Origin of the sequence: Bradyrhizobium sp. ARR65, assembly GCF_000472385.1 — a bacterium.
In the GTDB taxonomy this organism is placed as follows: Bacteria; Pseudomonadota; Alphaproteobacteria; order Rhizobiales; family Xanthobacteraceae; genus Bradyrhizobium.
In genome coordinates this window covers 24477-37107 of the sequence record NZ_AWZU01000059.1, presented here as the reverse complement: position 1 = coordinate 37107, position 12631 = coordinate 24477, and the positions used below count along the sequence as shown (strand labels likewise).

Below are 12631 nucleotides of genomic sequence, written 5' to 3'. Positions count from 1 at the left end.
CCCGACGCGCTTCGCGCGTCGACCTCTCCCCGCAAGCGGGGCGAGGTGAAATCAGCGCCGCGTCCGGACCATCGTTCATCGCTCACTCCGGGAAAGTCACGAGGTGCGCGAAGCGCGCGAGGATCTGGTCCAGCAACATGCCAACCAGACCGATCAGGAAGATAGCAATGATGACATTGGTGATGGAAAGATTATTCCACTCGTTCCAGACGAAATAGCCGATACCGGTGCCGCCCACGAGCATTTCGGCCGCGACGATCACAAGCCAGGCGATGCCGATGGAGATGCGCATGCCGGTCAGGATCGTGGGCGCTGCGGCCGGGAGGATCACAGTGAAGGCACGCCTGATGGTGCCGACCTCCAGCGTGCGCGCCACATTGATCCATTCCTTGCGGACACTCGCAACGCCGAAGGCGGTATTGATCAGCATAGGCCACACCGAGCAGATGAAGATCACGAAGATGGCCGACAGGCCGGAATCCTTGATGGTGTAGAGCGCGAGCGGCATCCAGGCGAGCGGCGAGATGGGCTTGAGGATCTGGATGAACGGATCGAGCGCGCGGCTGATTAGGGGTGACATGCCGACCAGGAAGCCGAGCGGAATGGCAATGATCACGGCGAGCAGATAGCCTAAGCCGACGCGCGCGATGGAATAGCCGAGCTGGATGCCGAGACCCTTGTCGTTCGGCCCATTGTCATAGAACGGCCGCCGCAAATGCTCCCAGAGTTTTGCGCCGACATCGAGTGGCCCCGGCATCGCCGATTTGCCTTCGGTCGCTTGTGCTCCCATCAGCTTGGCGTATTCCGGGCTCATGGTCGCGACCGATGCCGAGCTGCGCGTGGCGAGGTGCCAGACGCCGATGAAAACGATAAACAGCAGCACCGACACGATCGCCGCGCGAGGACGAAGTGAGGCGCTCATCTCCCTCTCCCCGCGCCTGTCCGCCGAAGCTCTAGTGAAGGCGGATGCGGCGCTGAGGCGAGCGAAGCTTGCTCTGTCGGGGCTGGGGTGAGCGGGAGTCGCCGCGCACCGAGTTCGCGGGGGGTCCCCCTCGCCCGCAATGCATCGCCGATGCATTGCGACCTCTCCCCGCGAGCGGGGCGAGGTGAAGACAGAGCGATTTCAATGCTTGTCACGACGCCCTCCTGATCTTGAAGCTTGCGAGATAATCGTCCGGCTTGTCGGGATCGAACGTCTTGCCCATCACCGAGAACGATTTGTAGGCGCTCGCAGGCGGGGTCAGGCCCATCTCGGCCATCAGCTTGTTGGTGTCGGTCGCAAGATACACCTGCTCGGCCACCGTCTTATAGTCGATATCGCCCTTGATCTGGCCCCAGCGCTTCATCTGCGTGAGCATCCAGACCGCGAAGGACTGCCAGGGGAACGGATCGAAATCGACGCGCTTGGGATCGGTCTTGATGCCGCCCAGGCCGTCGGCATAGGTACCGGTCAACACCTGCTCGAGTACCGTGACCGGCGCATTGATGTAATTGGCGGGCGCGATCGCCTCCGCGATCTGCTTGCGGTTCTCGGCTTTCGACGCAAAAGCCGTGGCATCCACGATCGCACGCGTCAGCGCGGCAAAACTGTTCGGAGCGCCTGCGATGAACTCGCGGCTCGCCGAAAAACTGCAGCACGGATGGCCGTCCCAGATTTCCTTGGACAGGGTGTGCAGGAAGCCGACGCCGTCATAAATCGCGCGCTGGCAGACATTATCGGGCGCCAGGAAGCCGTCGATGTTATCGGCGCGCAGATTGGCGACCATTTCCGGTGGCGGCACTGCGCGCAACTGCACATCGGTGTCAGGATCGAGCCCGTGCTCGGCGAGATAGTAGCGTAGCAGGTAATTGTGCATGGAGTAGTCGAACGGAATGGCGAACTTCATGCCTTTCCAGTCTTTCGGATTGCGCCTGTCCTTATGCTTGAGCGCGAGCGTGATCCCCTGCCCGTTGATGTTTTCGATCGCGGGCACGGCGAACGGGATCGGCTGCGCGCCGAGCCCGAGCGTAATCGCGATCGGCATCGGCGCCAGCATATGCGAGGCGTCGTATTCCTTGTTGATGGTTTTGTCGCGGATCACGGCCCAGCCGGCGGTCTTGACGACCTCAACATTGAGCTCGTGCTTGGCATAGAAGCCGAGCGGTGCGGCCATGATGATCGGCGTTGCGCAGGTGATCGGAATAAATCCGACCTTGAGATCCTTCTTCTCAGGCGCCCCAGTATCGGCAAACAGTTCGGTCGCCGTTTTCAGCGGGAAGAATTGCGAGAGCGCTGCGAGCGCGGTCGACGCACCGACCGATTTCAAGAAGGCCCGGCGCGTCGCATCATGTGGAAACACGGCGCGCATGACGGCGGAGGCAACAACGCGTTCGTAGCGCCTTTCGTCGCTATCCGCCGGCTCGCAGCGCAGCGCCAGCGCTGCCTGCTCATGCTCGCTCGCCGACCGATGCTGCCCGCAAACACAACCCGGCAAGTCACGCTCCGCATCAAAAGGATCATCAAAAATCGCCATAGTCCCCACTTGGCCCCTGTTTCCCGTCCGGCCGTCATCCGCGCGGCCGGACGGAAAAAGCCATGCAGAATCTATGCCGCCTGGCTGGTCACAGATTTCGCAGTAGGCAGGCCTTCTTCGATCGGCAGCGAGGGATCGCGCGACCATTCGTTCCATGAGCCGAAATACATGCGCACATCCTTCACACCGGCGTTCTTCAGCGCCAGGAAGGTGTTGGAGGCGCGCGCACCCTTGAAGCAGTAGAGATAGACCGGTGTGGTCTGGCTGATGCCGACGGTCGCGCATTCGGCGAGGATCTTGTCTTTCGACTTGAAGCGCGGCCCCTCCGCCGTCGGCTTCATCATGCGATACCATTCCAGCCATACCGCGCCGGGGATGCGACCCTTGCGCGGGCAGAAATCCTTGCCGTACGGAGACGAACTTTCGCCGATCCACTCGTCGACATCGCGGACATCGAGAATGGCGATACCGTGATCGCCGACCGCCGCCAGCATGGTCTTGGCGTCGATCAGGATCTCGCCGGCTTCCGGCACAATCGAGAACGAAGCCTTCACCGGCGACGGCGCGTCCGTCGTGGTCGGCAAGCCGGCGGCGGCCCAGGCGTCGTAGCCGCCGTGCAGCACCTTCACCTTGGGATAGCCGAGCATGGTAAGGAGATAGTAGCCGCGGCAGGACTGGCCGAAGCCGGAGTTCATCGATTGCTCATAGACGACGGCGGTTTCGCTGCCCGACAGCCCGGCCGCGCCGAAGGCCTCGGCGAACTTTGACTTCAGTTCGGCAATGCCTTCCGGGGTCGATGTCGCAAGATAGGTGAAGATGTCATGCACATTGACGGCATCGGGGAGATGGCCCGCGCCATAGGCGTCGGGATTGCGGGTGTCGATGAGCACACACGGCTCCGTCTTCAAGAGATCGGCGAGTTCGCTGGCAGAAATCAGTACATCCGACATGGCAAGCCTCTCCTAGTTGCGGTTGGCAGGTGGGGATCGAAACGAAGTCGCTCGTGAAGCTCAGGCCTCGGCCAGCATCTTGCGAAGCTGCTTGGTAGCGGGCGTCACGATCGCGACGAAATAGGCCTCGCGCAGGCGACGCTGAGCGCGGTGGCTCTTCAGGTAGCCCCGCGCGCCGCAATGGAGCATCGCCGCATGCGCGGCCGCGACCGAAGCATCACCCGCGCGCAGGCGCAGCGCGACGACCTTGCGCCAATAGGTCTCATCCGGATTGTAGGGCTCGCGCGCTAGCGCCATGGTTTCGTGTTCGAGCTCGGAAAACAGATCCCTGAACTGCACCGGCTGCTGCGGCAAATAGCGGTTGATGTGGCCAAGCGGCGGCTCCACTTCGTCCATGATATTGATGCAGTCCTTGATCAGGCCGAGCGCCATGCCGGCCTGGAGCAGGATGAATCCGGCGCGGATCTTCTTCACGAATGGTCCAGCGGGATCGGCCAGGATCAGCTCGTCGGGCGCGAATGCGTCACGGAATTGAACGCCGTAAGTGCCGGTGCCGTCCATGGCGAGGAACGGATTGCAGGGCTGCAGCGTGATCGCCGGATTGGAACAATCGGCGAGAAACATCACGATCTCGCCCGGCTGATCCTCGCGCTCGAAGATCGTGCCGAAGAAATGGTTGGGACCGAGATTGGAGACCCAGGGCAGCGCGCCGCGCACGACATAGCCGCCATCCACTTTGTATCCCCTGAGCTTGAGCTTCTCGATGCCGAAGAAACTCTTCATCGGATTGGAGAGGCCGGTGCCGCCGAGCAGCTTGCCGCTGGCAAAATCGCCGGCGAATTTCGCGAGCAGCTTGGGATTGTCGGAGTTGGCGGCGTACCAGACCAGCGTGTTCTGGCACCAGGCCATGAAGGCCGTCGCGCCGCAGACCTCGCCGATCGCCGCCATCGACTGAATGGCGCAGCGCAGATCGGCGGCGCCATTCTTCGGAAGGTGGCTGCTCCAGGCGCCGGCGCAGCCGAAACGCCGGAGCAATTCCTCCGGATAGATGGAGCCGTCATCGATCGCACCGGCCAGCGGCGCCAGCACCTTGCGCGAGATCGCGGCAACTTCCTCGGTGATCGATGTCGCGGAGGTCCCATCATCCTGGACGGGAGCGAGAACCGATGCAGCCTTTGAACTCATGGAACCCTCCGCCGATTTCACCTGCACGCCGTCAGATGCCGACGTCCAGATTGACCGGCCGCATGAAGGTGTTGGCGACCGGCGACCACTTCTTCACGTGCTCGACCAGCGCGGCGATCTCGGCTTGCGGGACGCCCTCGCACTCCATGTCGACTTTGACGCGAACATCGGTGAAGCCGACCGGCTTCTCGCTGACGTCGCCGGTGCCCCACACCGCGGTGATGTTGAGATCGCCCTCGAGTTCGAGCTCCAGCTTGTTGACGGTCCAGCCGCGGTGCACCGCATTGGCATGCAGCCCGACGGCAAGACAGGAGCCGAGCGCGGCCAGCGAGGCCTCGGAAGGATTGGGCGCGGTGTCGTCACCCAGAAGGCCCGGCGGCTCGTCGACGATGTAGGGCGGCAGGTTGCGGATATAGTTGGCGTGGCGAAATTTGCCTTCGGCGACCGTCTTGCATTTCAAGGTCTTGATGACCTTGGGGTTGGCCTTGCCGCTCGCGATGAGCTGCTCGAGCCCTTGTTTGTCGATCGGCGCAAGGCAGCCGGTGAGTGCAGTTTTCTGGACGACCGCGGTCATCACGTTTCTCCATAGGGATACCGAACGGTCTGTTTCCTGCACGAAGCGTGCCAGACTCCGGCCAAAACAAAAGCCGAAGCGTTGTCGATGGTTAGCGGTTGCCGCGAAGGGATTGCTCAGTCGCCGCTTGCCCAAAGGTGATGCAAATGCTGCTGCAGCGCGATTACTTTGGACGCAGGCAAGATGCGGCTTGATGATTTCGCCGCGGTTCGATTAAGTGAGGCGCATGGCCAAAGCGGGCAAACCACTTGCAAGGAAGAAAGCCGTTGCCGGCGCGGCTGCGATCGATGAGGAATCGGCGCGCGGACGGCTGTTGAGCGCGGCGACGCATCTGTTCTGCAAGAACGGCATCAATGCCACCGGCATCGATGCGATCATCGAGCAGGCCGGCACGGCGAAGACCACGCTCTACAAATTGTTCGGCTCGAAGACCAATCTCGTGCACGCGGTGCTGGAGAATGAAGGCCGGCAATGGCGCGAATGGTTCATCGGCGCCATCGAATCGGGTGGCGGCGACGCGCAGACCAAGCTGACGCGGATCTTTCCGGCGCTGAAGAGCTGGTTCGGCGAGGAGCGCTTCTACGGCTGCCCCTTCATCAACGCGGTCGGCGAGCACGATAAGGACCAGAAGCAGTTTCGCGCGATTGCTATCCGGCACAAGAAGGTCGTGCTCGCTCACATCGAAAAGCTCGCGCGCGAGATGGGCGCGGCCGAGCCCGACGTTCTGGCGCATCAACTGGCGCTACTCATCGACGGTGCGATCGTCGCCGCGATGGTGTCGCGCGATCCCGATGTGGCCGACACTGCTGGCCTTGCCGCCTGCTCGCTGTTCGAGCCGGCGAAGAGGAAGCAGAAGCGCGCGACGGCGCCTGCGCGATTGCTTGCGGTTTGATCATAGCTGAACTCACGTCGCCCCGGACAAGTGACCTGTCCGCCCTAGCTTGTTTGAAGCTTATGGTTCGCGCGAGGAGTAGAACCCCCGCGCCGGCGGATTAGTCCCGGTTGAACCGGCCGACATTAGCCAAGCTTCGTCCCCTGGCAGCGACGGTGTTGCGGATCGCGGCTCGTTTTTTGGCCGGGACGGCACATTTCTTGCTCTTCCTTCGAGAACTCTCGCTTCTAGGATTTGCGCATGAGATTTGCGATCAGAGCCGCGCTAATGCTTGTCCTGCTTGCGGTTTTTGCCGCCCAGCCCGCCCCATCGCGGGCAGGCGACAAGGTGACGGTTGGCGTGTTCCCGGTTTCATCATCGCTGCCCTACTTCGTTGCGCTGGAGCGCGGCTTCTTCAAGGAAGAGAACATCGAGCCGGAAATGATCAAGCTGATGGGCGGCCCGCCCAATGTCGCGGCCATGATGACCAATCAGATCGACGTCTCGGCCGTGCTGGTCACGCTCGAGGGGCTGAACGCCAACGTCAAGAAGCCGGGAGTGGCAAAATACATCGCGCTCAACAGCCAAACCAAGGTCTGGAAGATGGAACAGTTCGTGGTGCGCACCGGCTTTCCCGCACATTCGATCGCCGAACTCAGGGGCGCCAAATTGATGTCGGCGCCCGGCCCCGCCAATCTCAACACCGCAAAAGCGATCCTGGCCAAGAACGGCTTGAAGGAGGGCAACTACACCATCGATCAGCTCGACATGGGCCAGCACGTAAACGCGATGATCTCAGGCGCCTTCGACGGCGGCTATACGCTCGAGCCCAACGCCTCGATGATGGTGAAAGCGGGCGTGGCGCGCACGCTCGAGGCCGGCGTGATCTCGAAATACATCCTAGGCAGCGAACAGGCCAACGCCTATGCCGCCGGCTGCGCCATGACCGGCGACTTCATCGAGAGACGCCCGGATGTGGCAAAGCGCTTTGCCGCAGCCTGGGCCAAGGCCATCTCCTTCATCAGCGCCAATCCGGATGAGGCGCGAAAACATCTCGCCAAGAATACGTTCACGCCGGACAGTATCGTCGATGTGGTGCCGATGCTCGGTTATGTGATGGTGAGCGACATGAGCAAGGAGCAGCTCGCCGATCTGCAGGCGCTTGCGGACTTCGGTACCTCGATCGGTGTCGTACCAGAAAAAGTGGACGCCACGAAATTCCTGCAGAAGTTTTGAACGTGAACAACCCTCACCCGACCATCGCGACGCGGCCTGCCGCGGTGTTCGATGACTCTCGCCGCACCGCCCCGCATGTCACGATCCGTGGGTTGACCAAGCACTATGAAGACACCGCGATCTACGATCGCTTCGATTTCGATATCCCGCGCGGCAAACTGATCTCGGTGTTCGGCCCGAACGGCTGCGGCAAGAGCACGCTGATCAACATGATCGCAGGGCTGGTTCCGATGGACGACGGCGAAGTGCTGTTCGATGGCCGACCCTTGAAGCAGGTGAAGTTCGGCTATGTGTTCCAGAATTATCGTGAGGCGCTATTCCCCTGGCTGCGCGCCTTCGACAACATCGCCTATCCTTTGAAGCTGATGGGACTGGCGAAGGGCGAGCGTGACGCTCGCGTCGAGCGCCTCTCCACCCATCTCGGCGTCAAGATCGATCTTGCGCTCTACCCCTACCAGCTTTCCGGTGGCCAGCAGCAGCTCGTGTCCATCATGCGCGCGTTGATCGTCGAGCCGGAAATTCTCTTTCTCGACGAGCCGTTCTCTGCACTGGACTACGAGATGACGCTGTTCATGCGCGACCAGCTCCAGCGCGTGTTCATGGAGACCGCGACCACCATGGTGCTGGTGTCGCACGATCTTGAAGAAGCTGTCTATCTCTCAGATTACGTGCTGCTGCTCTCGCGCGCCCCGGCACGCGTGGTCGAATTCGTGCCTTACGCAGCTCCGCGGCCCCGCTCCGACAAGACCATATCGGAGCCGGACTTCGTCGCGACCAAGGCGCATTGCCTCAGGTTGTTTCAGCAGGAGGTGCAGCGCGGATGAAGAAGGCTAAAGCATTGCTGCCGCTGATCGGCGTCGCCATCCTGCTCACCGCGTGGGAGCTGGTGAGTGCGCTCAAGCTGGTCGATCCAGTGCTGCTGCCCTCGCCCTTCGCAACTTTCCGCACCCTGTGGGAAGGCATGACCAGTGGCAAGCTCGGCGCCGATTTTCTCAAGACGGTGGTGCGCACCATCGCCTCCACAGCGATTGCCGCAGGGATCGCGATCCCGCTCGGCATTCTGCTCGGCGCGTCCGAGAGGGTCTATCGTTCGGTGGAATTCCTGATCGATTTCTTCCGCTCCACGCCGGCTTCCGCGATGTTTCCGCTGTTCCTGGTGCTGTTCGGCGTCGGCGATCGCACCAAGGTTTCGGTCGCCGCCTTCGGCGCGGCGCTGGTGATTCTATTCAACGTCGCCTATGGCGTCATGAATGCCCGCAAGACACGCCTGCTGGCGGCCAAGGTGATGGGAGCCTCGCCCACGCGGGTGCTGTTCGACGTGATGCTGCTCGAATCGCTGCCGCAGACCTTTGTGGGCCTGCGCAACGGGGTATCGCTGGCGCTGGTGATCATCGTGGTGGCCGAGATGTTCATCGGATCGACCGACGGGCTCGGGCAGCGCGTGTTCGAGGCGCAACAGCTATTCGACATGCCCGGCATGTATGCCGCGATCTTCGCCGCCGGCGCGCTCGGTTATTCGCTGAATCTGCTGTTTTTGCTGATCGAGAACCGGTTCGTGCACTGGGCCGGGCGGTGACCGATACCACGCTACTCTGGACCTGAAATGATGTCCTGCAGCCGCGCGAGCTCGCTCTCCAGTTCACGCTCCACGTCGGCCGCCTTCATTTCGATCACGCGGTAGCCGCGCTGCTCGAGCCAGGCACGCCGCACCTGCCGGTCATGCACAATGGTTTCGCTCTCGCTTTCGTTAACCAGCTCGATCGCGATCCGGTGCACGAAGGAGACGAAGTCCGGGATATGCCGCCCGATCGGCGTCTGGCGCTTGAACTTGCCGGCAAAGCGGCGGTCGCGGGTCAAGGCCTGCCAGAGCATGCGCTCGGCATCGGTCGGGTTGCGCCGGAGCAGCCGTGCCAGGCCGCGCACCGTGCCGCTTTCATGCGGCGGCACGCCGCGCCCGTGCTCGGCGAGCAGCGCCCGAAGCCGGGTCGCCTGTTCGCTGTCGAGCACTCCGCCCTTGGCCGGGCCCTTGCGTCCTTCCGCGATCGCCATCACCACGCCGTGCAGCGTGTGCATGTCCTGCTTGGACGGGTCCATGCGGGTGAAGATGTTGCGCAGGTTCACCAGCATGGTCTCGCGCTTTTCGGCGGGCCGCAGGAACTCGACCTTGTCGAGCTCCCGCACCAGGTTTTCAAAGAACGCGTCGATCTGGTGCTGCGTGGCCGGCGGCGAGCGCTCGGGCTTGTCGAAGGGAAGTCCCCCGCCCGTCGATAGCTTGAACCACTCATAGCCCATCAAGAGCACGGCCTGGGCGAGGTTCAGTGAGGCAAAGCCGGGATTGACCGGAAAGGTGATGATGCGGTTGGCGCGCGCCACCTCCTCATTCGTCAGCCCCCAGCGCTCGCGCCCGAACAGGATGCCGGCCTTCCCTCCGGAGCCGACACGGCTCACGATCTCCCGCGCCGCGGCTTCCGGCCCCACCACCGGCTTGGCCTGGTCATGGGCACGCGCGGTGGTGGCAAACAACAGGTCGAGGTCGGCTACGGCGTCAGCGACCGAGTCGAACAGCTCGACATGATCGAGAATATGATCGGCTCCGGCCGCGGCGCGCTGGGCGCTGACATTCGGCCAGCCGTCGCGCGGATTGACCAGGCGTAGCCGCGACAGCGCAAAATTGCCCATGGCGCGCGCAGCCATGCCGATGTTCTCGCCGAGCTGCGGCTCGACCAGGATGATCACGGGGCCGGCGAGCTCATAGCCAGCCTTGGTCTTGTCGGTGCCCGAACCGGTCACGCTTTAGCTTTCCGATCAAATCTGAGGACGTTGAAGTTGAATCGGGCTTTGAAGGCGCTGTTTCAAAATGCCCGAGCCATTCCCGTTGGCCTGTCCGGCGCGATTTCTCAAGGAAAATTATGATGTTAGATTCGGCTTTTGAATCGGGGATGGAGCTCCCGTCAAGCCCCCTCTGCGATCTGCCGCCGGCAGCGGCGCGGACCGGGCTTCGATCGGCCAAAAGATGCGCGGAAACTGCATAACCCCTCACCTTCCGTGCGCCGTTTGGCAGTGCTATGACGCGCGCGGACAATTAACCCGCCTTCAAAACGCTGTTCCCGAAAGGCCTTAAGCTTATGGCAAAAATCAAGGTGACCAACCCCGTCGTCGACCTCGATGGCGACGAGATGACCCGGATCATCTGGAAGTACATCAAGGACAAGCTGATCCACCCCTTCCTTGACATCAACCTGATGTATTTCGACCTCGGGATCGAGTACCGCGACAAAACCAACGATCAGGTCACTATCGATGCCGCCAATGCCATCAAGAAGGTCGGCGTCGGCGTGAAATGCGCCACCATCACCCCCGACGAGGCCCGGGTGAAGGAGTTCAACCTGAAGGAGATGTGGAAGTCGCCGAACGGCACCATCCGCAACATCCTAGGCGGCGTCGTGTTCCGTGAGCCGATCATCTGCAAGAACGTGCCACGCCTGGTGCCGGGCTGGACCAAGCCGATCATCATCGGCCGCCACGCTTACGGCGACCAGTACCGCGCGACCGACATCAGGTTCCCCGGCAAGGGCACGCTGTCGCTGAAATTCGTCGGCGAGGACGGCACGGTGATCGAGCGCGAAGTGTTCAAGGCGCCGGGAGCGGGTGTTGCGATGGAGATGTACAATCTCGACGATTCCATCGCCGATTTTGCCCGCGCGTCCTTCAACATGGGGCTCGCGCGCAATTACTCGGTCTATCTCTCGACCAAGAACACCATCCTCAAGGTCTATGACGGCCGCTTCAAGGACATTTTCCAGGAGATCTTCGACAAGGAGTTCAAGGCGCAGTTCGAGGCCAAGAAGATCACCTACGAGCACCGCCTGATCGACGACATGGTGGCGGCGGCACTGAAGTGGTCGGGCGGCTATGTCTGGGCCTGCAAGAACTATGACGGCGACGTGCAGTCGGACACCGTGGCGCAGGGCTATGGCTCGCTCGGCCTGATGACCTCGGTGCTGATGACGCCGGACGGCAAGACCATGGAGGCGGAAGCCGCCCATGGCACCGTGACGCGCCACTATCGCGAGCACCAGAAGGGCAAGGAGACCTCGACCAATTCCATCGCCTCCATCTTTGCCTGGACGCGCGGACTCGGACATCGCGCCAAGCTCGACGACAATCCGGAGCTGGCGAAATTTGCCGACACGCTGGAGAAGGTCTGCGTGCAGACCGTCGAGGATGGCTACATGACCAAGGACCTCGCGCTCCTGGTCGGCGCCGACCAGCGCTGGCTATCGACGACTGGCTTCCTGGACAAGGTTGCGGCCAATCTCGAAAAAGCGATGGCGGCAGCGTAGGGCGCCACGTTCGTTTGACCTCTTAGCGAACGAAGCCACACAGTGTCATTCCGGGGCGCGTCGAAGACGCGAACCCGGAATCTCGAGATTCCGGGCTCGGTGCTTTCGCACCGCCCCGGAATGACGGAGAAAAAGGGGGCACGACCATGCGGCTAATCGAGAAACTCGTCCCTGCCCTCCTTCTGCTGCTCCTGCCTCTAAGCGCTCACGCCGCCGAGTCCCCGCTTCCCGAAGCGCTGGCCGCTCCCGGCGAAAGAGCGGTGCTCACTGTCCATGCGGACGGCCAGCAGATCTATGAATGCAAGGCGGGCTCCGACGGCAAGCAGGTCTGGACGCTCCGCGAGCCGGCCGCGACGTTGATCACGGATGGCAAGATCGCCGGCCGTCACTTCGCCGGCCCGACATGGCAGCTCAACGACGGCAGCGCCGTGGTCGGCAAGATGCAAGCCAGCGTGCCTGGCAAGACCGCCGCCGACGTTTCCTGGCTGAAGCTCGAAGTGGTCTCCCATCGCGGCAACGGCTTGCTCGCCGACGTCGATACCGTGCAGCGGATCAACACCATTGGCGGTGCCATGGCAGGTTCATGCGACCGGCCGACCGCAACCCGCGCCATGCCCTATACAGCGGATTACATTTTCCTGCGCAAGGATTGAGCGTTACAGTTGACCGGATGCAAGACCGGTCCTCCTGCATCGCGCCCTCAAGCCGCTGATGCCTGCCACGATGCCAGCCGGGTCCGCCCTTGCCGCCGCCGGAGCGGATGCTCTAATACGCCATCGAGCTTCGAGGCCCCTCAGGGGGACGCTGTAGCCGCTGCGCACCGCCTCCGGACCCGGCCGATGAACCGCCAAGCATGGCATCGCTGGACCGCGAAATTGCCGGTCGCATCCCCGGCGGCTTCCTTGTAAAGGCTCGCTTGACTGTTGGATTGCCGCCGGTCTTCAGATCGCCCGGCCAAC

Annotated in this window: 12 protein-coding genes; 6 read left to right on the top strand and 6 right to left on the bottom strand. The window is 62.3% G+C overall.

Annotated features, from left to right (window positions below; genetic code table 11):
• Nucleotides 1-82: 82 nt before the first annotated feature.
• The 5 genes from ntrB to F758_RS0137495 form a co-directional block, all read right to left on the bottom strand.
• A complete protein-coding gene (gene ntrB, locus F758_RS0137515) occupies nt 83-922 on the bottom strand; it encodes a nitrate ABC transporter permease (RefSeq protein ID WP_024512660.1) in 840 nt (279 codons plus the stop codon).
• A gap of 211 nt (nt 923-1133) precedes the next feature.
• Nucleotides 1134-2513: a CmpA/NrtA family ABC transporter substrate-binding protein gene (locus tag F758_RS0137510; protein WP_024512659.1), complete on the bottom strand. Its 1380-nt coding sequence runs from the start codon at nt 2511-2513 to the stop codon at nt 1134-1136.
• Nucleotides 2514-2584: 71 nt separating this feature from the next.
• Nucleotides 2585-3463 (bottom strand): sulfurtransferase, encoded by an 879-nt coding sequence (locus tag F758_RS0137505; protein WP_024512658.1) that lies wholly within the window; start codon nt 3461-3463, stop codon nt 2585-2587.
• Between the two features lie 60 nt (nt 3464-3523).
• Nucleotides 3524-4648, bottom strand: coding sequence for an acyl-CoA dehydrogenase family protein (locus F758_RS0137500; protein WP_024512657.1), 1125 nt, complete (start codon nt 4646-4648; stop codon nt 3524-3526).
• Nucleotides 4649-4679: 31 nt separating this feature from the next.
• Nucleotides 4680-5222, bottom strand: coding sequence for an OsmC family protein (locus F758_RS0137495; protein ID WP_024512656.1), 543 nt, complete (start codon nt 5220-5222; stop codon nt 4680-4682).
• Between the two features lie 226 nt (nt 5223-5448).
• On the opposite strand from F758_RS0137495, the gene F758_RS0137490 reads away from it, so the two are divergent.
• The 4 genes from F758_RS0137490 to F758_RS0137475 all read left to right on the top strand — a co-directional run bounded on the left by F758_RS0137490 (nt 5449) and on the right by F758_RS0137475 (nt 8905).
• Nucleotides 5449-6114, top strand: a complete 666-nt coding sequence (locus tag F758_RS0137490) for a TetR/AcrR family transcriptional regulator (protein ID WP_024512655.1) — start codon at nt 5449-5451, stop codon at nt 6112-6114.
• A gap of 240 nt (nt 6115-6354) precedes the next feature.
• Nucleotides 6355-7329, top strand: coding sequence for an ABC transporter substrate-binding protein (locus F758_RS0137485; protein WP_035724484.1), 975 nt, complete (start codon nt 6355-6357; stop codon nt 7327-7329).
• 2 nt (nt 7330-7331) lie between these two features.
• Nucleotides 7332-8153: an ABC transporter ATP-binding protein gene (locus tag F758_RS0137480; RefSeq protein ID WP_084305997.1), complete on the top strand. Its 822-nt coding sequence runs from the start codon at nt 7332-7334 to the stop codon at nt 8151-8153.
• Nucleotides 8150-8905, top strand: coding sequence for an ABC transporter permease (locus tag F758_RS0137475; protein WP_024512652.1), 756 nt, complete (start codon nt 8150-8152; stop codon nt 8903-8905). The genes F758_RS0137480 and F758_RS0137475 overlap by 4 nt, the downstream gene beginning before the upstream one ends.
• Nucleotides 8906-8916: 11 nt before the next feature.
• On the opposite strand, the gene F758_RS0137470 is transcribed toward F758_RS0137475, so the two are convergent.
• Entirely contained in the window at nt 8917-10119 is a 1203-nt protein-coding gene (locus tag F758_RS0137470; RefSeq protein WP_024512651.1) for a TrmJ/YjtD family RNA methyltransferase, read from the bottom strand.
• A gap of 335 nt (nt 10120-10454) precedes the next feature.
• On the opposite strand from F758_RS0137470, the gene F758_RS0137465 reads away from it, so the two are divergent.
• The gene (locus F758_RS0137465; protein ID WP_024512650.1) at nt 10455-11672 is read left to right on the top strand and encodes an NADP-dependent isocitrate dehydrogenase; all 1218 of its coding nucleotides are present in this window, start codon (nt 10455-10457) and stop codon (nt 11670-11672) included.
• Between the two features lie 146 nt (nt 11673-11818).
• Nucleotides 11819-12325: a DUF3455 domain-containing protein gene (locus tag F758_RS0137460; protein ID WP_024512649.1), complete on the top strand. Its 507-nt coding sequence runs from the start codon at nt 11819-11821 to the stop codon at nt 12323-12325.
• Nucleotides 12326-12631: the final 306 nt, after the last annotated feature.

Coding starts and splice junctions, on each gene's coding strand:
- ntrB (WP_024512660.1), bottom strand. CDS start 922: ATGAGCGCCTCACTTCGTCCTCGCGCGGCGATCGTGTCGGTGCTGCTG.
- F758_RS0137510 (WP_024512659.1), bottom strand. CDS start 2,513: ATGGCGATTTTTGATGATCCTTTTGATGCGGAGCGTGACTTGCCGGGT.
- F758_RS0137505 (WP_024512658.1), bottom strand. CDS start 3,463: ATGTCGGATGTACTGATTTCTGCCAGCGAACTCGCCGATCTCTTGAAG.
- F758_RS0137500 (WP_024512657.1), bottom strand. CDS start 4,648: ATGAGTTCAAAGGCTGCATCGGTTCTCGCTCCCGTCCAGGATGATGGG.
- F758_RS0137495 (WP_024512656.1), bottom strand. CDS start 5,222: ATGACCGCGGTCGTCCAGAAAACTGCACTCACCGGCTGCCTTGCGCCG.
- F758_RS0137490 (WP_024512655.1), top strand. CDS start 5,449: ATGGCCAAAGCGGGCAAACCACTTGCAAGGAAGAAAGCCGTTGCCGGC.
- F758_RS0137485 (WP_035724484.1), top strand. CDS start 6,355: ATGAGATTTGCGATCAGAGCCGCGCTAATGCTTGTCCTGCTTGCGGTT.
- F758_RS0137475 (WP_024512652.1), top strand. CDS start 8,150: ATGAAGAAGGCTAAAGCATTGCTGCCGCTGATCGGCGTCGCCATCCTG.
- F758_RS0137465 (WP_024512650.1), top strand. CDS start 10,455: ATGGCAAAAATCAAGGTGACCAACCCCGTCGTCGACCTCGATGGCGAC.
- F758_RS0137460 (WP_024512649.1), top strand. CDS start 11,819: ATGCGGCTAATCGAGAAACTCGTCCCTGCCCTCCTTCTGCTGCTCCTG.